Consider the following 24,838-nt stretch of genomic DNA (forward strand, 5'->3'; position numbering starts at 1 on the left):
GTGTTTTAAGTTGTTTAGCTTGCAACCGAAGAGGAAATAGTAATAATAAAAGTAAGGATGTGAATTTATGCCAATTATTTATTATGATGGAAACTGTGTATATTGCTATAATTACGCAATATGGTTAATACGACATGGTTTATCTAAAAAATATCAATTTGCTACGCTTCAAGGTGAGATAGGGCAACATTTATTCAAACAACATCCAGAAGCACAGCATCAAAATAGTGTTATTCTGCAAGAAGGCCATCATCTTGAGTATCATTCGACTGCAATAGCGACGTTAATTACATCATTAACAACGTTTAAATGGTTAGGGATATTACTAAAATTGGTTCCAAAACCACTTAGAGATTGTGGCTATCATCTTTTTGCGAATAATAGAGATAAAATGTGGAAAACAAAATGGCATCGACCAACATCTTATGAAAAGTCGTTTTTCCTAGATGATAATCAACATGTAAAGTTGATTAATTGAAAATGATTTTCAATTAAGGGATAATAAGAATAACATATAGCTGAAAATAAGCTTATTCAAAGGTTAGGTATATGAATAAATCTTCAATTTATTTATAATAATTATAAATAAGGGTGTTATTTTGCTTTACAGATTAGAATTATTATAATATAATGATAACATCATTACGATGATATAAGTTAAAAGGAGCGATGAATAATATGGCAAATCAACAAGATGTAGTAAAAGAATTAAATCAACAAGTTGCAAACTGGACGGTGGCTTATACTAAATTACACAATTTCCACTGGTATGTTAAAGGACCAAACTTCTTTTCATTGCATGTTAAATTTGAAGAATTATATAATGAAGCAAGTCAATATGTTGATGATTTAGCTGAACGTATTTTAGCGGTAGGCGGTCATCCTGTAGGAACGTTAAAAGAATGTTTAGATATGTCGATTGTTGAAGAAGCAGGTTTAAATTATTCTGCAGAAGAAATGGTCGAAGCATTTTCTAAAGATTTAACAAATATTTCACAACAACTTGAACAAGCTATTCAAGTGGCTGGAGAAGCTGAAGATGACGTATCAGAAGATATGTTTATCGGCATGCAAACTTCAGTAGATAAACATAACTGGATGTTAAAATCTTATTTAAGTAAATAATTTTAACCATATAATAAACCTTGATACTGTATTACACATGTGATTTTACTAGTGTAATTACAATATCAAGGCTTTTTTTATTCTGCAATTTCTAATGCGACTTCCATCATTTGTGTAAATGAATTTTGTCTTTCTTCCGCAGTTGTTTCTTCTTGTTTGATAATATGGTCGCTTACTGTAAAAATACCTAAAGCTTTTTTACCAGCATAAGTTGCATTAAGGTATAAAGCTGCTGACTCCATTTCGATACCTAAAATACCCATTCTTTTCCATTGATCATTGAAGTGTGGGTTCGCATTGTAAAATGTATCAGACGATAAGATATTACCAACGTGCGAAACTGCACCAAGTTCGTCTGCTTTCTGTTTAGCTTTTGTGATTAAGTCAAAATCAGCAATTGGTGCGAAGTGACCAGGAATTTGATATTGGTCTACATAATTAGAATTTGTTGAAGCGGCTTGTGCAATGATAATGTCATATAAATTGACATTTTCTTGTAGTGCGCCACAAGACCCAATACGAATAATCGTATCTACATTGAAGAAATGGTACAACTCATATGAATATATACCTATACTTGGAATCCCCATACCAGATCCCATAACAGAAATTTCTTTACCTTTATAAGTACCTGTATATCCAAACATATTTCTTACTTCATTAAATTGCACTACATTATCTAAGAAGTTTTCGGCTATGTATTTTGCTCTTAATGGATCGCCAGGCATAAGTACTGTTTTGGCGATTTTATGTTCTTTAGGTTGAATATGTGGTGTACCTTTAGACATTTGTTATCTCTCCTCGACTTTCATTCTTAACATAAAGATAACATTTGTTTAACTTTTTTGCGAATTTTTGTACTATAGAAGGGAAGGACAAAATGCCTATTTTTAAAGTTTAAACCATGCTACGAAAACTTTATCGTAGGCGCAAATATTAAACAACAATTTATAGGAGGGCGTTTTAATGGATTATGCAAAATATATAGATCATACCTTATTAAAACCAGAATCAACAAAGGCACAAATTGATAAGTTAATCAAAGAGGCTAAAACATATCACTTTAAATCAGTTTGTGTAAATCCAACTCAAGTGAAGTATGCGGCAAAACAATTACGAGATTCAGATGTATTAGTATGTACCGTGGTTGGCTTTCCATTAGGTGCGAGTACTACAGCAACAAAAACATTTGAAACAGAAGATGCAATAAAAAATGGTGCTTCTGAAATTGACATGGTTATCAATATTGGCGCATTAAAAGATGGGCGTTATGATGATGTGAAAAAAGATATTGAAGGTGTTGTTGGTGCAGCTAATGGGATTTTAGTTAAAGTTATTATTGAAACAATATTATTAACTGATGATGAAAAGGTCAAAGCTTGTGAGATTGCGCGAGCTGCTGGTGCTGATTTTGTTAAAACATCTACTGGTTTTGCTGGTGGTGGTGCCACCGCAGAGGATGTGGCTTTGATGAAGCAAACGGTTGGTGATGAGTTACAAGTTAAAGCTTCAGGTGGGGTACGAAACTTAGCTGATTTCAAAAAAATGATTGAAGCTGGTGCAACTCGAATTGGAGCGAGTGCGGGTGTTGAAATAATAGAAGGTCTTGAGGCTAACACCGATTACTAATGCCATAATCGCATTATCATAAAAAAGAAAACTAGTCGCTTATTGAAAGGGGATATGGCTATGAGAATGGTCGATATTATAGAAAAGAAACGCGATGGGAAAGAATTAACAACGGATGAGATTAACTTTTTTATTGAGGGCTATACAAAGGGAGATATTCCAGATTATCAAGCTGCAAGTTTAGCAATGGCTATTTTTTTCCAAGATATGACAGAACAAGAACGTGTAGCGTTAACGCTAGCAATGGTACATTCTGGTGATGTGATTGATTTATCCCAAATTAATGGGGTAAAAGTTGACAAACATTCTACAGGTGGCGTAGGCGATACAACAACGCTTGTTTTAGCACCTCTTGTGGCTGCAGTTGGTGTGCCAGTTGCAAAAATGAGTGGGCGTGGCTTAGGTCATACTGGCGGCACAATTGATAAATTAGAATCAGTTGAAGGGTTTCATGTTGAGATCAGCGAAGATGAGTTTATTAAATTGGTCAACGAAGATCGAGTTGCTGTAATTGGACAAACGGGTAACTTAACGCCGGCAGACAAAAAGCTATATGCTTTAAGAGATGTGACAGGGACAGTAAACTCTATTCCATTAATCGCGTCTTCGATAATGAGTAAAAAAATTGCTGCAGGTGCAGATGCAATTGTGCTTGATGTTAAAACAGGTAGCGGTGCATTTATGAAAACATTAGAAGATGCTGAACAACTTGCGCATGCCATGGTATCCATCGGCAATCATGTTGGCAGAAAGACGATGGCTATCATTTCAGATATGAGTCAACCGTTAGGCAACGCAATTGGTAATGCTTTAGAATTGCGAGAAGCTATTGAAACATTGAATGGACACGGACCTGAAGATTTAACAGAACTCGTGTTGACGCTTGGTTCTCAAATGGTAGTTTTAGGCCAGCAAGCTGAGACATTAGAAGAAGCACGACGAAAATTAAAACAAGCAATTCAAGATGGAACAGCATTAGCGAAATTCAAGCAGTTTATTGCTAACCAAGGTGGCGATCCACATATCGTAGATCACCCGGAATTATTACCACAAGCGCAATATAAAATAGAATTGCCAGCACAGAAAACAGGAACAATAACTGAGATGATTGCCAATGATATTGGTATTGCATCAATGATGTTAGGTGCTGGTCGTCAGACGAAAGAAGATACAATCGATTTAGGAGTCGGTATAGTATTAAACAAAAAAGTTGGAGACACTGTCAAAGAGGGTGAACCATTATTAACGATTTATAGTAATCAGCCAGATATATTTGATGTAAAGGCTAAACTTTATGATAGTATAGCCATTCAAGATACAGGTCATAAACCAACATTAATTCATAAAATTATTACTGAGTAGGAGTGTTAAAATGATAACGCCTTTTAAACGTATACATCTTATTGTAATGGATTCAGTAGGCATTGGAGAAGCACCAGATGCAGCAGCCTTTAATGATGAAGGTGCACACACGCTTAAACATACATTAGAGGGATTTAAGGAATCATTACCTAATTTAGAACGACTTGGCTTAGGTAATATTACTGACTTGCCTGTAGTGCATAAAGTAGATCATCCTGAGGCTTTTTATACGAAGTTAAGTGAAGCATCTGTCGGTAAAGATACTATGACAGGACATTGGGAAATGATGGGCTTGAATATCATGCAACCATTTAAAGTTTATCCTAATGGTTTTCCAGAAGAATTGATTAAACAAATTGAAGAGATGACAGGACGTAAAGTGGTAGCGAATAAACCTGCTTCTGGTACGGCAATCATTGATGAACTTGGTGAACATCAAATGAAGACGGGTGATTTAATCGTTTATACAAGTGCTGACCCAGTATTACAAATTGCTGCACATGAAGATATTATACCGCTTGAAGAATTATATGATATTTGTGAAAAGGTAAGAGAGATAACAAAGGATCCAAAATATTTAATTGGACGTGTTATTGCCCGACCATATGTAGGAGAACCAGGTAACTTTACAAGAACATCAAATCGTCATGATTATGCATTGAAACCTTTTGGACACACGGTTATGAATGAATTAAAAGACAATGGTTACGATGTTATCGCTATTGGAAAGATTAATGACATTTTTGATGGGGAAGGTGTTACAGAGGCGATTCGCACTAAAAGTAATATGGACGGAATGGATCAATTGATAAATGTTACTCAAAAAGCATTTAATGGCATGAGCTTTTTAAATTTAGTTGATTTTGATGCTTTATATGGTCACCGACGTGATAAAGAAGGTTATGCACAAGCAATCAAAGATTTTGATAATCGTTTACCTGAATTGATTGCAAACTTGGATGAAGATGATTTAGTCATCATTACTGCTGACCATGGTAATGACCCGATTGCACCTGGGACAGATCATACGCGAGAGTATATTCCAGTATTAATGTATAGTCCTAAAATCAATCATGGTCATGAATTATCAAGTGACGAGACATTTAGTTCAATTGGTGCTACAATAGCAGATAATTTTAACGTAGAACTACCAAAATTCGGTAAAAGCTATTTAAAAGAAATGGGAGTGGAACATTAATGAAATTATTTAGATATTTGCTTGGTTTAGCATTTGGCACAGCAGGAGTCTTACATTTTACAAATGAACGTCAGTTTAGAAATATTGTGCCACATTACTTACCATTACGAAAAACTGCTGTACTTGTTACAGGAGTTTTTGAAATCTTTTTTGGTATGATGCTATTAATTAAAAGACCAGCAGAATGGTTGAAAAAAGGTATGAATTTATTTTTATTAGCAGTATTACCAGCAAATATTTATATGGCACGTAAAGAATTACCTTTAGGCGATAAAGAAGTGCCTAAGTGGGCACTATACTTGAGATTGCCTTTACAATTTGTATTAATAGGTTTAATTAAAAAGTTATAAGAAAGAATTATAATACGAATTTAAGATATAGATTTATCTGACACTAGTAACACAGGCTGTGACATAAATCCCAAAATAATAGCACAAAGATGATTTGAAATTGTATATCATCTTTGTGCTTTATCTATTTTCTCTAATTTTTCTTTATTTGAAAATGTAGCTTCAATTGTTTGAAAAGGATTATTCAAGCATTTTTTAAAATCTGTTGAAAGTAATCTTTAGTTAGTAATTTGAATAGATAAACTAACAAATCCTACTTACCATAAAGTATTTATAAAAGTTGTACGATGAACCATTACATTGTCAAAGAGTTCATTTACAGGGATGGATTCAAATCGTCGCTTCTCCAATAATTGATAAAACGCATCGATAACGCTTTTTTAGTTTTTGTTACTCTTAAGTCTTGTTCCTTCATAATATAACCTCTCTCATCTGTACTGTAAGTTTAAACGATATCGTTGATAGAAAATGATTGTAATTAAGAAGAATTTAAAATTTATAGCAGTTCTATAAATCGACACAAATAGTTTTTTGTAGATATTGTTTTTAATAAAAATTAGTCATATAATTTTCTTAATGATAATGATTATTAATTAATATTTAGAAAGTGTGAGTATTTTGTTGAATTTAAAGACTGGGATAAAAAATAAAAATTACAAAGTTAAAAGTATAAGTATATGTAATAAAAATATGTTATATCGATTAAGTGCATTAGGTATAAAAAAAGGCAGTGAAGTATGTATTAAACGAAAATGCTTATTTAATGGACCAAGTATTATTGAAGTAAATGGTCAATTTTTGTGCATTAGACAATCTGACGCCAGAAACATTACATTAGAGGAGTAGGTTATATATATGGGCGAAAGTTTTTGTATTTTAGGAAATCCAAATGTAGGAAAGACGTCATTGTTTAATGCATTAACAGGGTCTTATGAATATGTAGGTAACTGGAGTGGTGTAACTGTTGAAAAAAAGGTAGGTAAATTAAAAGAAAACATAGGGCAGCTTATTGATTTACCTGGCATTTATGATTTATCTCCAGTTTCTAAAGATGAGACTGTAGTAACAGATTTTTTAATGGAATCTTCTTTTACAGGTATGATTAATATCATTGATACTAGCCAAATAAAAAGAAATTTGAACCTTACTATTCAATTGTTAGAACTTAATGCACCTTTAATTATTGGTTTAAACATGATTGACGTAGCAGTGCAACATGGTCTTAAAGTCAGATATGATACTTTAATGAAAAAATTAAAAGTACCTGTTTTTCCGATTGTAGCGAGAAAAGCTAAAGGGACTAATGAACTTTTACATGAATTGAAATTTTTAAAACCTGATAAAAGAAAACAATTTAAAATTAACTATGGTCATGATATAGAAGATGCTATTGAAAAAATAAGTTCAATTATCTTAAAAGAGACAGAATATCCTAAAGAACGAATACGTTTTATAGCGATACAATATTTACTTGATAATAATCAAATTTATCAGGAAATAGGTTCTGAAATGATTAATTGTTTAGAACCAATAAAAAAAGAATTAGAAAAAAATTTGAATATGCGTGTACGTGAACGTATGGAATTGATTAGAGATAAATTTATAGATGATATCTTAAAAAATGTTGTCGAATATCCTAAAGAAGAAAAGCAATTTTTTACTGCTAAGTTAGATAAAATATTGATGAATAAGTATTTAGGGATACCCATATTTTTAGGCATTATATGGCTCATTTTTCAAATCACATTTACTTGGGTAGGTACGCCTTTATCCGACAAAATGGATGATTTCATTGGTGGGCAATTTACCGACTGGGTAAAGATGATGATGCAATACTTACACTTGTTGCCATTTCTACAAGATTTAATCACAGACGGTATTATTGCAGGTGTCGGCTCAGTGCTTGTATTTGTTCCTCAGATCGTGGTATTATTCTTCTTTATTTCTTTGCTTGAAGATTCGGGTTATATGGCAAGAATAGCTGTTTTAATGGATAAGACAATGGAATCAATTGGACTAAGTGGTAAGTCATTTATTCCTATGATTATTGGATTTGGCTGTAATGTACCAAGCATTATGGCTGCACGTAGTATTGAAAATGAAAAAGAACGGTTGATAACAATTTTAATAGCTCCCTTCATGTCTTGTTCAGCACGTCTGCCAATATATGCATTGTTTGTGGGAGTATTCTTTAAAACTTATCAATCTCTCATAGTTTTAAGTTTATACTTGCTTGGGATTTTAGTTGCTTTAATAGTTAGTACTATTATGAATCGATTTATTTTGAAAAACGATAGTTCAGTATTTATTGTTGAGCTACCAACTTATCGTGTACCTTCTATTAGAACTTTATGGCGTAGCACTTGGGAAAAGGCAAAAGGCTTTGTAAAAAAAGCAGGGACATTTATATTTGCTGGCTCAGTAATCATATGGGCATTAACATATACAGGACCTAATGGATTTGATGTAAAAATTAATCAAAGCTTTATGCATATAATAGGAGAAGCAATAGCTCCTATGCTTTCACCTTTGGGATTTGGTACGTGGCAAGCAGGTGCCACTTTGATACCAGGATTTTTAGCGAAAGAAGTCATAATCAGTTCAATGGCGATACTTTATTCCTCAAATGAGAATGGGCTTGTTAACGTAATTCAACATCAATTCACATCCTTATCAGCCTATGCTTTTATGATATTTATACTATTATATGTTCCATGTATTTCGACAGTAGCTACAATAAGAAAAGAAACATGTTCATGGAAATGGACACTCATTGCATTATTTTACCCAATAGTTACAGCATATCTTTTAACATTGGCATTTTATCAAATAAGTAATCTTTTTATATAAGGACGATTTTTATGTATATATTTATAAACATCTTAATTATCGTAGTTATCATCTTTTATACGGTTTTAACATTAGTAAAATTTTTTAAACGTAGTAAAGAAGGGCAATGCGGAAGTTGCAAATCTAATTGTCATTGTGATACAACGTCACATAAGAAACATTTAAAGCCTTAAGAATCAAATTTTAAAATAAAAGTAAAAGCTTTTCTATTTTTGAATGAACGAATTCAAATAGAGAAGCTTTTTTGTTGTATGAAACATACTGAGATTAGTTATGTTTCTATTCATTATGAGTTACTTTCTTCTGCTAATAAAATGCCAGTTCACATGCATATACATCGTTTTGAGAGCAAAACTTTAAGTAGGGTTAGGATAAGTTGAATCGCGAGTATCCAATTAAGAAATATTCGAAAATAAAATATCGGTTACTATCCATTGGAATAAGATGGAGTACTGCACTTAGAAATATTAATACGTGATATAAAAAACTCTAGGGGTCGGGACAAAAATCATTTTTGAATTCTGTCCCGCTCCCTAGAGCGAATTTTGAGATTTATCATCCAGGATATTGTAACTAATTATTTAGCTTCACCGAACACATCATGCCATTGATTGCGTTTGTTTAAGAACGCTTTAGCGATTTCTTTTGCACCCTCTAATGAATGACTTGCAGCCCATCCACATTGTACTTCATTGCAAGCTGGAACTTCGTTAGCTTGTAATACGTCATTTAATGTTTTTTCAATAATATTTAAAACATCATTATAATCGTCATGATTAATAAAGGATACATAGAAACCGGTTTGACAACCCATTGGACTTAAGTCTACAACTTTGTCAGTATGGTTTCTAATGTTTTCAGCCATTAAATGTTCAAGTGAGTGTAAACCAGGCATTTCCATATGTTCTTTATTTGGTTGTTTGAAGCGGATATCATATTTTTTGATTACATCACCGTTTAAGCCTTCCATCGTACCTGCTAATCTCACAAAAGGCGCGACAACTTTTGTATGATCTAAGTTAAAACTTTCTACATTCATTTTTGCCATTTGACATCCTCCTAAATTACTTTTAAAACTTATCTAATATATTGATTGTAACAAGACGACTGTATAATGACAATTTTGACCTAATGCATCATATGCCGTTGAGGCGGGTATAGAACATTATTGTTAGAAAATTTTGTAAATATAATGACAATCAAGTATTATTCCGATAAAATAAGTAATGATTAATTAAAAAACATATTGGGTAAAAGATGTTGTTCGATTATTTGGGTTACGTAAGGGAGATAGTTGTAATAATGAACAGTAAACAAAAAATTTTGGATTATATCGAAAATAATAAATACGATTATATAGAAATCAGTCATAGAATACATGAACGTCCGGAGTTAGGAAATGAAGAAATTTTTGCGTCTCGAATACTTATAGAGAAACTAGCTGAACAAGGATTTGAGATAGAGACAGATATCGCAGGTCATGCAACAGGATTTATAGCCACTTATGATTCAGAACGTGAAGGTCCAACGATTGGTTATTTAGCCGAATATGATGCTTTACCTGGGTTAGGACATGCATGCGGCCACAATATTATAGGTACTGCGAGTGTATTGGCTGGATCGACATTAAAGCAAACGATTGATTCAATTGGTGGTAAAGTAGTCGTTTTAGGCTGTCCAGCAGAAGAAGGTGGAGAGAATGGAAGTGCAAAAGCATCGTATGTTAAAGCCGGCGTGATTGATGATATTGATATAGCATTGATGATTCACCCTGGCAACGAAACATATCCAACCATCAATACATTAGCAGTAGATGTTTTGGATATTAAATTTTACGGAAAAAGTGCACATGCTTCTGAAAATGCAGATGAAGCGCTCAATGCTTTAGATGCTATGATTTCTTATTTTAATGGTGTGGCACAACTCAGACAACATATTAAGAAAGATCAAAGAGTACATGGTGTGATTTTAGATGGTGGCAAAGCAGCAAATATCATTCCAGATTTTACTCATGCACGTTTTTATACACGCGCAACAACACGCAAAGAATTAGATGTATTAACAGAACGCGTGAAACAAACTGCACGTGGTGCTTCAATTCAAACGGGGTGCGATTATGAATTTGGGCCTATTCAAAATGGCGTAAATGAATTTATTAAAACACCTAGATTAGATGCATTATTTGAAAAGTATGCCATTGAAATAGGTGAAGCAGTCAGCCATGACGATTTTGGATATGGATCTACGGATACTGGCAATGTGAGTCATGTCGTTCCTACGATACATCCACATATCAAAATAGGCTCAAGAAACTTAGTTGGTCATACACATCGTTTTAGAGAAGCTGCTGCAAGTGTACATGGAGATCAAGCGGTTGTTCGAGGTGCAAAAATTATTGCATTGATGGGTCTAGAGTTAATTGAAAATCAACCGCTGTTTGAGGCTATAGTCGAACAGCATTCTCATATAAAGGGGAATAACAAATAATGGTGAAAAATAAGCAAAATCAACTACTTACACTTAGTGATTTATACGCAGACAATGTTGTTTACTCATCAAGACCCTCTTATGTTTCTAATCCATGGTTAGAAACATAAGAACATCAATCGAATTTTTTGACCGGTAGAGAGTTATTGATAGCTAATCAATTACCTGTAATCGTACACGAAGCCAGTGTTACCGATAAATTGGAAGCACTTTTTAATACTATAGGAAAAACGATACCGACCTCAATTTATAAATTTCATGATCAGCAATCTTATGAATCGCTTATTCAACATCTCGCTTATCAAGAAGGGAAAAAGATTTATTTTCAATATATACATGGAGAAGATGTACTTGAATCTTCTTATTACGCTTTAAATAAGGATACATTTGTCGCATTAAATAATAAAGCGCGCATTCCTGAATGGACGAATCATCATTACTTGCCTAACAGAGAAATTGTATCAATCAAAGATTTTAAAGCGCGAGTTCAAGATTGGACATTTCCTTTTGTTATTAAACCTGGAGATGATTTGCCAACTGCAGGAGGATATGGTGTTATGATTTGTTATCATCAAAATGATTTGCAAAAAGCAATGACACGTATTTTTGAAGCAGAAGCAGCTACATCACATTTGATTATTGAACAAAAAATCGAAGAGGTTCACAATTATTGTGTTCAGTTCTCTTATTCTTCAGAGTTAGGTATCCAGTATTTAGGAACCGCACAGCAACTTACAAATAAATATGGCTTTTATGCTGGTAACGAGAATGTCCATGATATACCTCAGCAAGTGATAAACGCTGGTTACGAAATTATGGAAATAGGTGTAAAACAAGGATTCTTTGGAGTGGCAGGGTTTGATTTATTATTAGATCAACATGGAGATGTCTTTGCGATTGATTTGAATTTTAGACAAAATGGTTCTACGAGTATGTTGCTATTAGAAGATGAGCTACATCCAAATTATCAAAAGTTTTATAGCTATGTAGCTAAAGGTGATAATGAACACTTTTTTAATACTATATTAAAATTTGTAAAAAAAGGCGTATTGTACCCACTATCTTATTATGATGGTGATTGGTATGGTAAAAATAAAGTTAATTCTAGATTTGGCTGTATTTGGCATGGGAATAGCAAAACAGAAATAGATCATTATATTAAAGCATTTTATGAGGAGTTAGATTTATAAATAATAAATACTGTACAATCAGACATTTGTTTTAATTTAATAGTTAGGGAGCGGGGCAGCATTCATTATGAATTCATAGTCATGCACCGGCAAGGTTGACCAGGATTGGAAAAGGCCTAGTATAAGCGTATGTTCAGTCCAGTCAACTATTGCCAATATTTAGTTCGTATCTTAAAACATAATGATGTCCAAGCTTTATTGACTATCAAAAACGAGTCATTTAAAATTTGGAATAAATTAAAATGAATTGAGGGTTGTTACATGTCATTTAAAAATGAAACATTTTTCAAAGATATATTAATCAATGAGGAATTTTTCTTTGCGAGTACATCTAAAAAATTAGTAAGGATTTATTATCAAGGTCAATTATATCCAGCAGCATGGACGAATGAATACATGGCGCGCACATTCCTTGAAGATCATCAGGTAGATTATGATAAAGTAGTTCAAATTGACATTGATACCTTTGCGACATATGAGCTTGATGATTTATTTGATAAAGGAGACAAAGTGGTTATTAATGCTTCAGAAAATCATCCTGGCCAGTTGATTAACGTCGTTGATACAACTGATGAAATCATGACAGAATTAGATCGCATTCGCACTAAAGAATTTGTTAAAGATATAGCAAAAAATGATGAAGTATTTGGACTAACTCGAAAAGGACAAAAATCTTTTATTTTAATCGGGGATGATAAAAAAGAAAAACCATATATTATGCCTGTTTGGAGTATGAAAGGGCGCGCTTTGAAAGTACGAGATCAAGATTTTGAAGAATGCGAACTTATAGAAGTAGAAAGTAGCGTTTTTGGTGAGTGGTTAGATGAATTAAGAGATGATAATAAAGCTGTAGCTATTGACTTGAAACCCGGTGTGGTTGGTACTATTGTCTCGGCACAGTACTTGTCAAACGAAGCAACATTTTAAATTGATGAATGACGCCCTTCGATGCAAATGCTGAAGGGCGTTTGCTATTATGATAAATGAATAGCACCAATGGCTCCTGAAAAGGCACCATGTTCAATATAATATGGTTGACAACCTCTTAACTTAGTATAATCTTCAATGACTTCTCTTAACAATGGATTATTGTTGAAGGATGACCCGATGTACACGACATTATTTGTTTTATATTCACGAGCTACAGTAATGGACATCGTTGTGATTACCTCGCCAACAACACCGACAACCGATGCTAGTTGATTTGCTGATGTAAAATTTGCATCCAAATGGTGCAGGACATTACCAAAATTTGCGGCAGTTAATTCGCCTGGTATAGGAGGTGGGGTATCTTTATAAATATGTTTGACCTTTAAATCAATATGATTTCGATCACCTTGTTGAGCTAAAGTTGTCAATGCCTCATAATCTGATATTTGAGTTAAAAGGTATCCTAAACCTTGTATCATACCGCCACCTGTACCAATACCCCCAACACGTTGTTGAGATATCCCATCATAATAATGGATAGACGTCCCAGTTCCTACGTTAGTAAAAATATATTGGTCAATATCGTGGCCTTGTTCTTTAAGTAACATGCTTAAACCTTTAGAAGAAGCATCAAATTCAACATAGGTTTGCACAGGGTGATCAAGTTGTTCAGCAATGACTCCGGCATTACCACCTGTTAAGCTTAAAGAATCGTATGATTCATTTTTCAACCAATGAATTACCTGTTGTATATTTGTAGTTAATTCTGTTTTATAAATACGTTCATCAGGCGTTTCTTGAACAATTTTGATTAATGTTCCACCTGCATCGATACCGATATTCATTTCTTTCACCTCTGCAATTAATTAGGGTCAATGTTTATAGTATAATAAAATCACTGAAATACAAGTAGAAATTAAAAAAATTAGGGTATAACATGATATGATAAAATTTAAATAAGTAGTCAGAAGGCTAACAATGTTAGAAATAAGGGGATAGATTATGGTTATAAAACAGCAATATGATAATATAACAATTCAGGTATTTGAAGAACGTTATCGACAACATGTTTTAGATTTTGAATTAAGCGAAAGACAACAAGTTTATTCATCATTACCTAAAACAGTGCTTCAAGAAGCATTAGAAGATGAAAATCGTGTCGCTAACATTGCTATAAATGAACAAGGAGATGTGGTTGGATTCTTTATACTACATCGTTACTATCAACATGAAGGATACGATACACCAGAAAATGTCGTTTATGTAAGATCATTATCAATAAATGAAAAATATCAAGGACGTGGCTATGGCACTACAATGATGATGCATATTCCACAATATGTTCAACTATTATTTCCAGATTTTAATCACTTGTACCTCGTGGTTGATACTGAAAATCAAAGTGCATGGAATGTATACGAGCGTGCTGGTTTTATTCATACAGCAACTAAAGAGGAAGGGCCAATAGGGAAGGAAAGATTATATTATCTAGATTTAGATACGAAACATGTGTCTTCACTAAAGTTACAAGCCAATAGTCAATCTAGTATTGGAACAGTGCAAATCATAGACTTATTGAAAGACGGGGATAAAGTAGGATTTATAGCTGTAGAACAGCATGCGACAAGAATGAATATAGCTGCAATAGAAGTTAATAAAGAACACAGACAATCAGGCATTGCTGAAAGCGCATTGCGTCAGTTACCAACGTATGTTAGAAAACATTTTAATAATATACAAACATTAAATATAATGTTATTTGGTGAACATAATGAATTAAAACCGTTATGTCAGAATAGTGGATTTGTTGAGATTGAACAATCAGAAGATGTCGCAATTTTTGAAAAGTATATTAATTATTAGTAGACATTGCGAAATCAAGAGTTGTCATTTATAATTTAATTTTGTTACTATTAATAAATGCAAAATAACTTATAAATTTCAAAAAATCCTGTGAAAGGAAGTATTTTTTAATGAAAATTCAAGATTACACAAAAGAAATGATCGATGAGAGATCATTCATTGATATGACTTATACGTTATTACATGAAAAAGGCGCAACAATGAATTTATATGATATTATTGATGAATTTAGATCTTTAGGTGGTTATGATTACGAGGAAATTGAAAATCGAGTTGTGCAATTCTATACTGATTTAAATACTGATGGACGCTTTTTAAATGTTGGTGAAAATGAATGGGGATTACGTGACTGGTACTCAGTAGATGATATCGAAGAAAAGATTGCACCAACAATTCAAAAATTTGATATTTTAGATGATGAAGATGAAGAAGATAAAAATCTTAAATTATTGGGCGAAGACGAAATGGATGACGACGATGATATTCCAGCTCAAACTGACGATCAAGAAACATTAGATGATGATGACAATGAACCAGTAGAAGATGAAATGAATGAAACAGATATTGTTTTAGATGAAGATGATGAAGATTTAGACGACGAAGAGGAAATTGACGACGAAGAAAAATTTTAATTTAGTGAGGCCTTGAATGGTAAGGCTTTGCTTAAGTTAATAAAATTGACAATTGACTTTTATTAAAAAAATGATAAAATTTTATTCGGGCTCCTTTAATTAGGACACGTGTATAAATGTTATGCGCTCCCCTTACAATGGATGTGAGAGGGAGCGATTTTTTTATTTTAAAAATTATTTCAGCATTAAATGTATAGAGAAGGAAATGAATAAAAGTTTAAATTATAACTATACATTTTGAATGGAATATTTTAATAATCAAGACTTGTTAAAAAGTGTTAAATAAAGAAAGCAACCCTTTATATATGCAGGAGGTCAAAATATGACAAAGTTTATTTTTGTAACAGGTGGCGTAGTTTCATCTCTAGGGAAAGGTATTACAGCTGCTTCTCTAGGAAGATTATTAAAAGACAGAGGATTAAAAGTTACAATACAAAAGTTTGATCCATACTTAAATGTTGACCCAGGTACGATGAGTCCTTATCAACACGGTGAAGTTTTTGTAACGGACGATGGTGCAGAGACCGATTTAGATTTAGGACATTATGAACGCTTTATTGATATTAATCTTAATAAGTATTCTAATGTAACAGCTGGGAAAGTATATTCACATGTTTTGAAAAAAGAACGTCGTGGTGACTACTTGGGTGGTACAGTTCAAGTCATTCCACACATTACAAATGAAATTAAAGAACGTTTATTACTGGCTGGTGAAAGTACTAATGCAGATGTAGTAATAACAGAAATAGGCGGAACAACAGGTGATATCGAGTCTTTACCATTTATTGAGGCTATACGACAAATTCGCAGTGATTTAGGTAGAGATAATGTGATGTATGTTCACTGTACATTATTACCATTTATTAAAGCAGCTGGCGAAATGAAAACAAAACCAACACAACACAGTGTTAAAGAACTTCGTGGATTAGGTATACAACCTGATTTGATTGTCGTTCGTTCTGAATATGAAATGACTCAAGACTTAAAAGATAAAATTGCATTGTTCTGTGATATCAATAAAGAGAGTGTTATTGAGTGTAGAGATGCGTCATCGCTATATGAAATTCCACTGCAACTTAGCGCACAGAATATGGATGATATCGTTATTCGACGTTTGGGCTTAGATGCTAAATATGATACGCAATTAGATGAATGGCAATATCTATTAGATACTGTTAATCACTTAGATGGAACGATCACTATTGGCTTAGTTGGAAAATATGTTAGTTTACAAGATGCCTATTTATCAGTTGTTGAAGCTTTAAAACATGCAGGTTATCCATTGAAAAAAGATGTCGTAGTAAAATGGATTGATTCTAGTGTGGTTACAGATGAAAATGTTGCGAGTTATCTGAGTGATGTGGATGGTATCCTAGTCCCGGGTGGTTTCGGATTCCGAGCGAGTGAAGGAAAAATCGCTGCAATTAAATATGCACGAGAAAATAACGTACCATATTTTGGAATATGTTTAGGTATGCAATTAGCTACGGTTGAATTTGCACGTAATGTGCTAGGATTAGAAGGCGCACATTCTGCAGAATTAGATCCAAATACACCACATCCAATTATTGATTTATTGCCTGAACAAAAAGACATTGAAGATTTAGGCGGTACATTACGCTTAGGCTTATATCCAAGTAAAATTAAAAAAGATACATTAGCATACGATATTTATGGTGTAGATCACGTTGAAGAAAGACATCGACATCGTTATGAATTTAACAATGATTATCGTCAACAAATTGAAGATAAAGGAATGGTCTTTTCTGGTACAAGTCCTGATGGCCGTTTAATTGAAATGGTTGAAATTCCAGCAAATGATTTCTTTATTGCTTGTCAGTTCCATCCAGAATTTTTATCTCGTCCGAATAGACCTCAGCCTATATTTAAGGCGTTTGTTGAGGCAGCTTATAAATATCAAAATAAATAATGTAACAAAGCACATCTAGCTGTGATAAGGTTAGATGTGCTTTATTTCTATAACTCTAAATCTCGTGTCATTTCCACCATTTGAGTGTAAATATCATAATAAATATAATTAAATGCCATTGAGTGTGGTTGGACAATTTTATCGTAATCTTCAGTATAGACGATAGGTCTCGGTGTCGATAAGTTAATAAAATGTAGTAAGTGTTCTGGGAAATCGTCTGATTTAGGGCGATTACTAACGAGTACAATATCAATATCGCGCTGAAGTAAAGCGGATATATCTTGAGCAACAGCTTCATTATAAAAAGGTGAAAATAAAAATACTCTATCTGTTGTATCTAAATCATCAAAACTGTTTAATGTTGAGAGTTGACGACTCGATCGCAAACGTTCTTGGCTTTGTAATATAAAGGGCTCAAAAAATGCCAAATCTTCATATCCTTTAATATAGACAAAACCTTCTCCACCAATAGCTTGTACGATACATTGAGCAGCCATTTGAATTTCCATAGCTTGTTTTTCTATGCGATTAAAAATACCAGTTAGCTGTGTATTTAATATTTTAGACATTTAAATCCTCCATTCTATGATAATAGTGTAAAACGATGCAATATAATATTCAATAAGTTAGATACTTTAATAATGACATTGTAGGCTATGATAAATGATAAAAACATATATTCAGAAAACAAAGTATATTCCAATGCATTACTAATATAAATTTGGTATAATAAACAAACAAATCGTGCATATGCACAACAAGGAGGAACTTTCATGCCTTTAGTTTCAATGAAAGAAATGTTAATCGATGCAAAAGAAAATGGTTACGCTGTGGGTCAGTACAACTTAAATAATTTAGAATTTACTCAAGCAATTTTAGAAGCATCTCAAGAAGAAAAAGCACCAGTTATTCTTGGAGTTTCAGAAGGTGCAGCACGCTATATGAGTGGTTTTTACACTGTAGTAAAAATGGTTGAGGGCTTAATACATGATTTAAATATCACGATTCCTGTGGCAATACATTTAGACCATGGTTCAAGCTTTGATAAGTGTAAAGAAGCGATTGATGCTGGTTTCACCTCAGTGATGATTGATGCTTCACACAGCCCGTTTGAAGAAAATATTGAAATCACATCAAAAGTGGTTGAATATGCGCATCAACATGGTGTATCTGTTGAAGCTGAATTAGGAACGGTTGGTGGTCAAGAAGATGATGTTGTTGGCGGCATAATCTATGCTGATCCTAAAGAATGTCAAGAGCTTGTTGAAAAAACTGGAATAGATGCTTTAGCACCTGCCTTAGGTTCTGTTCATGGACCGTATAAAGGCGAACCTAAATTAGGATTTAAAGAAATGGAAGAAATTGGAGCTTCAACTGGTTTACCATTAGTACTACATGGTGGTACTGGTATCCCTACTAAAGATATTCAAAAAGCAATTCCATATGGAACAGCAAAAATTAATGTTAATACTGAAAACCAAATTGCATCTGCAAAAGCGGTACGCGATGTATTAAATAAAGACCAAGACGTTTATGATCCACGTAAATATCTAGGGCCAGCGCGTGAAGCAATTAAAGAAACAGTAAAAGGTAAAATTAGAGAATTTGGTACTTCTAATCGTGCGAAATAAGTGCAACATAAAAAAGTCATTGAGCCTACGGGTTTAATGGCTTATTTTTTATGCTATAATAAATGAAGAATTTTACTAAACGATAATTAAACTTATTACATTATAAAAAATTGGGGGAGCTGGCGATATTATATATTAGCTGGACTACTAAATGTAATAAAAACAAAGCAGCGAAGTACAATATTTATAATGTTAAATATTGTATTTTGTTGAATGGATTATGTACAATTTTATTAAATATCTAGAGAAACAAAGGAGATTAATCATATGACTCAAGAGGTAATCAAAATTCGTGGTGGTCAAACGCTTAAAGGAGAAGTCAATATTAGTGGTGCAAAAAATAGTGCGGTTGCTATCATACCAGCTACTTTACTTGCACAAGGTAAAGTGCAATTAGACGGATTACCACAAATCTCTGATGTAGAAACGCTAGTAAGCTTATTAGAGGATTTAAATATTAAAACACAACTTAATGACACAGTTTTAGAAGTTGATACTACAGAAATTAAAAATGCACCATTGCCAAATAATAAAGTTGAATCATTGCGAGCTTCTTATTATATGATGGGGGCGATGTTAGGTCGCTTTAAAAAATGTGTGATTGGCTTGCCTGGTGGCTGTCCGCTTGGACCCCGCCCGATTGATCAACACATCAAAGGTTTTAAAGCATTAGGCGCAGAAATTGATGAATCAAGTGATACTTCTATGAAAATAGAAGCAAAGGAACTTATAGGAACTACTATCTTTTTAGATATGGTAAGTGTTGGTGCGACAATCAATATTATGCTTGCTGCTGTACATGCTAAAGGCCAAACGATTATTGAAAATGCAGCTAAGGAGCCAGAAGTAGTAGATGTAGCTAATTTTTTAATGAGCATGGGTGCTAACATCAAAGGTGCTGGTACAAGTACATTAAAAATTAAAGGTGTTGATGCATTACATGGTTCTGAATATCAGGTGATACCCGATAGAATCGAAGCGGGAACTTATATGTGTATGGCGGCTGCTTGTGGACAAGAAGTAAAGATAAATAACATCGTACCTAAACACGTTGAAGCTTTAATGGTTAAACTACAAGAATTAGGTGTTGATATTACAGTAGAAGATGAATATGCAATCATAAAAGGTAAAGCAAAATATAAAAATGTAGATATTAAAACATTGGTTTATCCAGGGTTTGCTACAGATCTTCAACAACCGATTACACCATTATTATTTAAAGCAAGTGGGCCTTCTTTTGTCACAGAAACAATCTATCCAGCTCGTTTCAAACATGTAGAGGAATTACAACATATGGGTGCTAATATTGAAGCAGATGAAGTAACCGGTACAGCCACAATTAAACCTTCAACGCTTCATGGTACAGAAGTCTATGCAAGTGATTTACGCGCAGGTGCTTGTCTAATTATTGCAGGATTGATTGCTGAAGGAGTAACGACCATTTATAATGTTAAACATATCTACCGAGGATACACAGATATAGTAGAGCATTTAGAACAGCTAGGCGCAGATATTTGGACGGAGAAAGTCGATTAGTGGTATACTATTTATATCGAAGTTGTACAATTCATTGGATAATTATTAATGAGCAAACGTATGGGAAATAAATTGAAAATGCAAGTTTAGTAAGTATCAACATAGAAGCAGATAGAATTGAGGTGAGCATATTGGAAATTTGTCCTTATTTAGAAGAAACCTTTAAAATTGTAGGAAGAAGTTGGAACGGTTTAATTATTAATTATTTATCGAGATGCGAACAACATTCTGCACATTTTTCAGATATGAAACGAGATTTAAAAACGATAACGCCAAGAGCATTAAGTATTAAACTTACAGATTTAGCCGAATGGGGACTCGTTGAAAAGAAAATTATTTCAACAAGCCCAGTGTCAATTATTTATGAACTAACCAACAAAGGTCAAGCTTTAGCGGAAGCACTAGTGCCTATAGAAAAATGGGCGCAATCATATATTGAATTAGAAGAACCACAACAGAATTAATTTTAAATACAGCGCTCCTTTCAAAGCAGATGATAAATCATATAGCTATGAAGGGAGTACTTTTTGTATCTTAGCAGGTTATGTTAATGGAGGTCATTGAGTGCTAATTAATATTTATGAGTTGCTTTCACTTTTTAATGATTAACTATTTAATATAATCGTTCTCGCATGAGCAATAAGATGTTTGAAATTAGCGGACAATGGTTATTAAAGTACTATGACTTAAATTACTAAGGAGTGAATATGCAATGAGAAATTTCACTAAACAATATATAAACGGTGAATGGGTTGAAAGTGCGAGCAATGAAACAATAGATGTTATTAATCCAGCCACTGAAGAAGTAATCGGTAAAATAGCAAAAGGAAATAATGAAGATGTTAATAAAGCTGTCCAAGCTGCAGATGATGTTTATTTATCATTTAGACATAGTAGCGTGGATGAAAGAAAAGCATTGTTAGATAAAATTGTTGCTGAATATAAGAATAGAAAAGACGATATCGTTGATGCCATTACAGATGAACTAGGTTCACCTATTACAGTATCAGAAAATGTACATTATCAAATGGGACTTAATCATTTCCAAGCTGCACGAGATGCTTTAGATACTTTCCAATTTGAAGAACAACGTGGTGATGATTTAGTTGTTAAAGAGGCAATTGGTGTTGCTGGTTTAGTTACACCTTGGAATTTCCCAACAAATCAAACATCACTTAAATTAGCGGCAGCGTTTGCAGCAGGTAGTCCTGTCGTATTAAAACCGTCTGAAGAGACACCTTTTGCAGCAATTATTTTAGCTGAAATTTTCGATAAAGTAGGCGTTCCTAAAGGTGTATTTAACTTGGTAAATGGCGACGGTGAAGGCGTTGGTACACCATTAAGTGAACATCCAAAAGTAAGAATGATGTCTTTCACAGGTTCTGGTCCAACAGGTGCCAAAATAATGGAAAAAGCTGCGCATGATTTTAAAAAAGTGTCACTTGAATTGGGAGGTAAATCACCTTATATCGTCCTTGATGATGTTGATATTAAAGAAGCTGCAAAAGCAACAAAAGGTAAAGTTGTTAATAATACAGGACAAGTGTGTACAGCTGGAACAAGAATATTAGTTCCTAATAGTATTAAAGAAGAATTTTTAACGGCTTTAAAAGAAGAGTTCAGTCAAGTAGTGGTAGGCGATCCTCGTAATGAGGACACTGAAGTTGGCCCAATAGTAAGCAAAAAGCAATTTGATACGGTACAATCCTATATTGATAAAGGCATTGCTGAAGGCGCAGAATTGTTTTACGGAGGTCCTGGCAAACCTGAAGGCTTGGATGTTGGCTATTTTGTTCGTCCAACAGTATTTGTCAATGTTGATAATCAAATGACAATTGCACAAGAAGAAATATTCGGTCCGGTTGCCTCTGTGATCACGTATAATGATCTAGATGAAGCTATTCGTATAGCAAATGATACAAAATATGGTCTGGCTGGTTATGTGATTGGGCAAGATAAAGACACACTAATTAAAGTAGCTCGTAGCATTGAAGCTGGCACGGTAGAAATTAATGAAGCAGGCAGAAAACCAGATTTACCATTCGGCGGTTATAAACAATCAGGAATTGGACGCGAATGGGGCGATTATGGTATTGATGAATTCTTAGAAATCAAGTCTATAGCTGGATATTATAAATAATTTAAATTTTAATTTAAAAATAAAAAGAAACAGTGCAATGAACGTTTAATGTTCATTGTGCTGTTTTATTTTGTCTATAGTTAATAAAATCATTTTGTAATTAAAATGAAAATTTGCTATATTTAATCTAGTGTTTAACGTCATTTTGTTTTTGGCGTTTATAAAAATATAATGAAATGGGTGCAATCTATGCCTGAAAGATTAAGAACATCACCGCAATATGAGTCATTTCATGAACTCTATAAAAATTATACAACGAAAGATTTAACGCAAAAAGCAAAAGATTTAAAGTTATCTAATTACAGTAAATTAAATAAAAAAGAATTAGTATTAGCCATTATGGAAGCCCAGATGGAAAAAGATGGGAATTATTACATGGAGGGTATTTTAGATGATATCCAGCCAGATGGTTATGGTTTTTTAAGAACAGTTAACTACTCAAAAGGGGAAAAAGATATTTACATATCTGCGAGCCAAATTCGTCGCTTTGAAATTAAACGTGGCGACAAGGTTACTGGGAAAGTTAGAAAGCCAAAAGATAATGAAAAGTATTATGGTCTATTACAAGTAGATTTCGTCAATGATCAGAACGCCGAAGAAGTAAAAAAACGTCCTCACTTCCAAGCTTTAACTCCACTTTATCCGGAAGAACGTATCATTTTAGAAACTGATTCTCACAACTATTCAACAAGAATTATGGATTTAGTTACACCAATTGGCCTTGGTCAACGTGGACTTATTGTTGCACCACCCAAAGCTGGTAAAACATCGTTATTAAAAGAAATAGCTAATGCAATTAGTGTGAATAAACCTGAAGCAAAATTATTTATTTTACTTGTAGGTGAACGTCCTGAAGAAGTCACTGACATTGAACGATCAGTGGAATCTGCTGAAGTAGTAAACTCGACGTTTGACGAACCTCCAGAACACCATACTAAAGTTGCTGAACTTTTATTAGAACGTGCTAAGCGTTTAGTTGAGATAGGGGAAGATGTTATCATTCTCATGGATTCCATTACACGTCTAGCAAGAGCATACAACTTAGTTATACCTCCTAGTGGCCGTACTTTATCTGGTGGATTAGACCCAGCTTCGTTGCATAAGCCAAAAGCTTTCTTTGGCGCTGCACGTAATATAGAAGCTGGTGGCAGTTTAACCATTTTAGCGACAGCTTTAGTAGATACGGGATCACGAATGGACGATATGATTTACGAAGAGTTTAAAGGTACTGGTAATATGGAACTTCACTTAGACAGAAAATTAGCAGAACGTCGTGTATTCCCTGCTATTGATATTGGACGAAGCTCAACACGTAAAGAAGAATTGCTTATTAGTAAATCAGAGTTGGATTCATTATGGCAATTGCGCAATATGTTTACAGATTCAACTGATTTTACTGAGCGATTTATTCGTAAGTTAAAACGTTCTAAATCAAACAAAGAATTTTTTGAGCAATTACAGCAAGCTGCAAAAGAAAGTACTAAAACAGGAAAACCAATTATTTAATAATCTGCTTTAAAGGGTTGCGTTTTAGTATCAAAGCTATTATACTTATCAAGTATTGGGTAAAAACTCACAAATAACTCTGTTCCAGATGGTTCAGGGCAAAGGAGCTGAAAATAATGAAACAAGGAATTCATCCTGAATATCACAAAGTTATCTTTTTAGATACTACTACAGACTTCAAATTTTTAAGTGGTTCTACTAAGACTTCATCAGAAACAATGAAATGGGAAGATGGAAATGAATACCCAGTTATTCGTTCAGACATTTCTTCTGATTCACATCCTTTCTACACAGGACGTCAAAAATTCGCTGCTGCGGATGGTCGTGTGGAACGATTCAACAAAAAGTTTGGTCTCAAATCAAACAACAACTAATAGTGAATATCAACTGTCTGCGTAATCTATCTATAAAGAGATGCAGACAGTTTTTTGTATTTTTACATATCTAAGTACGATATTGTAATCGTGCTAAAGTTTATA

At 33.5% G+C, this 24,838-nt stretch carries 24 protein-coding genes and 1 pseudogene; 21 read left to right on the forward strand and 4 right to left on the reverse strand.

Features of this window, described 5'->3' with window-relative positions:
- The first annotated feature begins 67 nt into the window (after positions 1-67).
- Entirely contained in the window at positions 68-478 is a 411-nt protein-coding gene (locus AL499_RS10885) for a thiol-disulfide oxidoreductase DCC family protein (protein WP_002492364.1), read from the forward strand.
- Between the two features lie 200 nt (positions 479-678).
- Positions 679-1,125 carry a Dps family protein gene (locus AL499_RS10890; RefSeq protein WP_002492357.1) on the forward strand — a complete coding sequence of 149 codons (447 nt, stop codon included), beginning with the start codon at positions 679-681 and terminating at the stop codon, positions 1,123-1,125.
- 77 nt (positions 1,126-1,202) lie between these two features.
- Here the strand turns inward: AL499_RS10890 and deoD are convergent, their stop codons facing one another.
- Entirely contained in the window at positions 1,203-1,913 is a 711-nt protein-coding gene (gene deoD / locus AL499_RS10895) for a purine-nucleoside phosphorylase (protein ID WP_002461274.1), read from the reverse strand.
- A 178-nt stretch (positions 1,914-2,091) separates the two neighbouring features.
- Between deoD and deoC the strand changes: the two genes are divergently transcribed.
- The 7 genes from deoC (at position 2,092) to AL499_RS12415 (ending at position 8,687) form a co-directional block, all read left to right on the forward strand.
- The gene (gene deoC / locus AL499_RS10900) at positions 2,092-2,754 is read left to right on the forward strand and encodes a deoxyribose-phosphate aldolase (protein WP_002492354.1); all 663 of its coding nucleotides are present in this window, start codon (positions 2,092-2,094) and stop codon (positions 2,752-2,754) included.
- Between the two features lie 60 nt (positions 2,755-2,814).
- Positions 2,815-4,116 carry a pyrimidine-nucleoside phosphorylase gene (locus AL499_RS10905; protein ID WP_002492356.1) on the forward strand — a complete coding sequence of 434 codons (1,302 nt, stop codon included), beginning with the start codon at positions 2,815-2,817 and terminating at the stop codon, positions 4,114-4,116.
- A gap of 10 nt (positions 4,117-4,126) precedes the next feature.
- A complete protein-coding gene (gene deoB, locus AL499_RS10910) occupies positions 4,127-5,314 on the forward strand; it encodes a phosphopentomutase (protein ID WP_002461270.1) in 1,188 nt (395 codons plus the stop codon).
- Positions 5,314-5,664 carry a DoxX family protein gene (locus AL499_RS10915; protein ID WP_002461269.1) on the forward strand — a complete coding sequence of 117 codons (351 nt, stop codon included), beginning with the start codon at positions 5,314-5,316 and terminating at the stop codon, positions 5,662-5,664. The genes deoB and AL499_RS10915 overlap by 1 nt, the downstream gene beginning before the upstream one ends.
- 618 nt (positions 5,665-6,282) lie before the next feature.
- Positions 6,283-6,510: a FeoA family protein gene (locus AL499_RS10920; protein ID WP_037540521.1), complete on the forward strand. Its 228-nt coding sequence runs from the start codon at positions 6,283-6,285 to the stop codon at positions 6,508-6,510.
- Positions 6,511-6,519: 9 nt separating this feature from the next.
- On the forward strand, positions 6,520-8,514 hold the full coding sequence (gene feoB, locus AL499_RS10925) for a ferrous iron transport protein B (protein WP_002492360.1): 1,995 nt from the start codon (positions 6,520-6,522) through the stop codon (positions 8,512-8,514).
- Between the two features lie 11 nt (positions 8,515-8,525).
- Positions 8,526-8,687 carry a FeoB-associated Cys-rich membrane protein gene (locus AL499_RS12415; RefSeq protein ID WP_002478945.1) on the forward strand — a complete coding sequence of 54 codons (162 nt, stop codon included), beginning with the start codon at positions 8,526-8,528 and terminating at the stop codon, positions 8,685-8,687.
- Positions 8,688-9,091: 404 nt separating this feature from the next.
- On the opposite strand, the gene AL499_RS10930 is transcribed toward AL499_RS12415, so the two are convergent.
- The gene (locus tag AL499_RS10930) at positions 9,092-9,562 is read right to left on the reverse strand and encodes an S-ribosylhomocysteine lyase (RefSeq protein ID WP_002461265.1); all 471 of its coding nucleotides are present in this window, start codon (positions 9,560-9,562) and stop codon (positions 9,092-9,094) included.
- Between the two features lie 254 nt (positions 9,563-9,816).
- Here AL499_RS10930 and AL499_RS10935 point away from each other — a divergent pair, with 254 nt between their 5' ends.
- The 3 genes and pseudogenes from AL499_RS10935 (at position 9,817) to AL499_RS10945 (ending at position 13,118) form a co-directional block, all read left to right on the forward strand.
- On the forward strand, positions 9,817-11,001 hold the full coding sequence (locus AL499_RS10935) for a M20 family metallopeptidase (RefSeq protein ID WP_002492361.1): 1,185 nt from the start codon (positions 9,817-9,819) through the stop codon (positions 10,999-11,001).
- Between the two features lie 2 nt (positions 11,002-11,003).
- A pseudogene (gene ldmS, locus AL499_RS10940) lies at positions 11,004-12,191 on the forward strand (L-aspartate--L-methionine ligase LdmS).
- A 261-nt stretch (positions 12,192-12,452) separates the two neighbouring features.
- The gene (locus AL499_RS10945; RefSeq protein ID WP_002461261.1) at positions 12,453-13,118 is read left to right on the forward strand and encodes a DUF2750 domain-containing protein; all 666 of its coding nucleotides are present in this window, start codon (positions 12,453-12,455) and stop codon (positions 13,116-13,118) included.
- A gap of 47 nt (positions 13,119-13,165) precedes the next feature.
- On the opposite strand, the gene coaW is transcribed toward AL499_RS10945, so the two are convergent.
- A complete protein-coding gene (gene coaW, locus AL499_RS10950) occupies positions 13,166-13,966 on the reverse strand; it encodes a type II pantothenate kinase (RefSeq protein ID WP_002492349.1) in 801 nt (266 codons plus the stop codon).
- 157 nt (positions 13,967-14,123) lie between these two features.
- Here coaW and AL499_RS10955 point away from each other — a divergent pair, with 157 nt between their 5' ends.
- From AL499_RS10955 to AL499_RS10965, 3 genes are all read left to right on the forward strand, one after another.
- Entirely contained in the window at positions 14,124-14,984 is an 861-nt protein-coding gene (locus AL499_RS10955; protein WP_002461258.1) for a GNAT family N-acetyltransferase, read from the forward strand.
- Positions 14,985-15,094: 110 nt separating this feature from the next.
- Positions 15,095-15,616 (forward strand): DNA-directed RNA polymerase subunit delta, encoded by a 522-nt coding sequence (gene rpoE, locus AL499_RS10960; protein ID WP_002478949.1) that lies wholly within the window; start codon positions 15,095-15,097, stop codon positions 15,614-15,616.
- 322 nt (positions 15,617-15,938) lie between these two features.
- The gene (locus tag AL499_RS10965) at positions 15,939-17,546 is read left to right on the forward strand and encodes a CTP synthase (RefSeq protein WP_002478950.1); all 1,608 of its coding nucleotides are present in this window, start codon (positions 15,939-15,941) and stop codon (positions 17,544-17,546) included.
- A 47-nt stretch (positions 17,547-17,593) separates the two neighbouring features.
- Here AL499_RS10965 and AL499_RS10970 read toward each other — a convergent pair whose 3' ends face one another.
- Positions 17,594-18,115, reverse strand: a complete 522-nt coding sequence (locus tag AL499_RS10970) for a DUF2529 family protein (RefSeq protein WP_002461255.1) — start codon at positions 18,113-18,115, stop codon at positions 17,594-17,596.
- 204 nt (positions 18,116-18,319) lie between these two features.
- On the opposite strand from AL499_RS10970, the gene fdaB reads away from it, so the two are divergent.
- From fdaB to AL499_RS11000, 6 genes are all read left to right on the forward strand, one after another.
- On the forward strand, positions 18,320-19,177 hold the full coding sequence (gene fdaB, locus AL499_RS10975; RefSeq protein WP_002461254.1) for a class IIb fructose-bisphosphate aldolase FdaB: 858 nt from the start codon (positions 18,320-18,322) through the stop codon (positions 19,175-19,177).
- A 267-nt stretch (positions 19,178-19,444) separates the two neighbouring features.
- Positions 19,445-20,713 (forward strand): UDP-N-acetylglucosamine 1-carboxyvinyltransferase, encoded by a 1,269-nt coding sequence (locus tag AL499_RS10980; RefSeq protein WP_002461253.1) that lies wholly within the window; start codon positions 19,445-19,447, stop codon positions 20,711-20,713.
- 131 nt (positions 20,714-20,844) lie between these two features.
- Positions 20,845-21,177, forward strand: a complete 333-nt coding sequence (locus AL499_RS10985) for a winged helix-turn-helix transcriptional regulator (RefSeq protein ID WP_002478952.1) — start codon at positions 20,845-20,847, stop codon at positions 21,175-21,177.
- Positions 21,178-21,425: 248 nt separating this feature from the next.
- Positions 21,426-22,853: an aldehyde dehydrogenase family protein gene (locus tag AL499_RS10990; RefSeq protein ID WP_002492362.1), complete on the forward strand. Its 1,428-nt coding sequence runs from the start codon at positions 21,426-21,428 to the stop codon at positions 22,851-22,853.
- Between the two features lie 189 nt (positions 22,854-23,042).
- Positions 23,043-24,359, forward strand: a complete 1,317-nt coding sequence (gene rho, locus AL499_RS10995) for a transcription termination factor Rho (protein WP_002478954.1) — start codon at positions 23,043-23,045, stop codon at positions 24,357-24,359.
- Between the two features lie 116 nt (positions 24,360-24,475).
- On the forward strand, positions 24,476-24,733 hold the full coding sequence (locus tag AL499_RS11000; protein WP_002492359.1) for a type B 50S ribosomal protein L31: 258 nt from the start codon (positions 24,476-24,478) through the stop codon (positions 24,731-24,733).
- Positions 24,734-24,838 lie beyond the last annotated feature (105 nt).

Origin of the sequence: Staphylococcus lugdunensis (assembly GCF_001558775.1) — a bacterium.
In the GTDB taxonomy this organism is placed as follows: Bacteria; Bacillota; Bacilli; order Staphylococcales; family Staphylococcaceae; genus Staphylococcus; species Staphylococcus lugdunensis.

Excerpts from the sequence above, each read along its gene's own strand:
- AL499_RS10885 (WP_002492364.1), top strand. The coding sequence starts at position 68 with ATGCCAATTATTTATTATGATGGAAACTGTGTATATTGCTATAATTAC.
- AL499_RS10890 (WP_002492357.1), top strand. The coding sequence starts at position 679 with ATGGCAAATCAACAAGATGTAGTAAAAGAATTAAATCAACAAGTTGCA.
- deoD (WP_002461274.1), bottom strand. The coding sequence starts at position 1,913 with ATGTCTAAAGGTACACCACATATTCAACCTAAAGAACATAAAATCGCC.
- deoC (WP_002492354.1), top strand. The coding sequence starts at position 2,092 with ATGGATTATGCAAAATATATAGATCATACCTTATTAAAACCAGAATCA.
- AL499_RS10905 (WP_002492356.1), top strand. The coding sequence starts at position 2,815 with ATGAGAATGGTCGATATTATAGAAAAGAAACGCGATGGGAAAGAATTA.
- deoB (WP_002461270.1), top strand. The coding sequence starts at position 4,127 with ATGATAACGCCTTTTAAACGTATACATCTTATTGTAATGGATTCAGTA.
- AL499_RS10915 (WP_002461269.1), top strand. The coding sequence starts at position 5,314 with ATGAAATTATTTAGATATTTGCTTGGTTTAGCATTTGGCACAGCAGGA.
- feoB (WP_002492360.1), top strand. The coding sequence starts at position 6,520 with ATGGGCGAAAGTTTTTGTATTTTAGGAAATCCAAATGTAGGAAAGACG.
- AL499_RS12415 (WP_002478945.1), top strand. The coding sequence starts at position 8,526 with ATGTATATATTTATAAACATCTTAATTATCGTAGTTATCATCTTTTAT.
- AL499_RS10930 (WP_002461265.1), bottom strand. The coding sequence starts at position 9,562 with ATGGCAAAAATGAATGTAGAAAGTTTTAACTTAGATCATACAAAAGTT.
- AL499_RS10935 (WP_002492361.1), top strand. The coding sequence starts at position 9,817 with ATGAACAGTAAACAAAAAATTTTGGATTATATCGAAAATAATAAATAC.
- AL499_RS10945 (WP_002461261.1), top strand. The coding sequence starts at position 12,453 with ATGTCATTTAAAAATGAAACATTTTTCAAAGATATATTAATCAATGAG.
- coaW (WP_002492349.1), bottom strand. The coding sequence starts at position 13,966 with ATGAATATCGGTATCGATGCAGGTGGAACATTAATCAAAATTGTTCAA.
- AL499_RS10955 (WP_002461258.1), top strand. The coding sequence starts at position 14,124 with ATGGTTATAAAACAGCAATATGATAATATAACAATTCAGGTATTTGAA.
- rpoE (WP_002478949.1), top strand. The coding sequence starts at position 15,095 with ATGAAAATTCAAGATTACACAAAAGAAATGATCGATGAGAGATCATTC.
- AL499_RS10965 (WP_002478950.1), top strand. The coding sequence starts at position 15,939 with ATGACAAAGTTTATTTTTGTAACAGGTGGCGTAGTTTCATCTCTAGGG.
- AL499_RS10970 (WP_002461255.1), bottom strand. The coding sequence starts at position 18,115 with ATGTCTAAAATATTAAATACACAGCTAACTGGTATTTTTAATCGCATA.
- fdaB (WP_002461254.1), top strand. The coding sequence starts at position 18,320 with ATGCCTTTAGTTTCAATGAAAGAAATGTTAATCGATGCAAAAGAAAAT.
- AL499_RS10980 (WP_002461253.1), top strand. The coding sequence starts at position 19,445 with ATGACTCAAGAGGTAATCAAAATTCGTGGTGGTCAAACGCTTAAAGGA.
- AL499_RS10990 (WP_002492362.1), top strand. The coding sequence starts at position 21,426 with ATGAGAAATTTCACTAAACAATATATAAACGGTGAATGGGTTGAAAGT.
- rho (WP_002478954.1), top strand. The coding sequence starts at position 23,043 with ATGCCTGAAAGATTAAGAACATCACCGCAATATGAGTCATTTCATGAA.
- AL499_RS11000 (WP_002492359.1), top strand. The coding sequence starts at position 24,476 with ATGAAACAAGGAATTCATCCTGAATATCACAAAGTTATCTTTTTAGAT.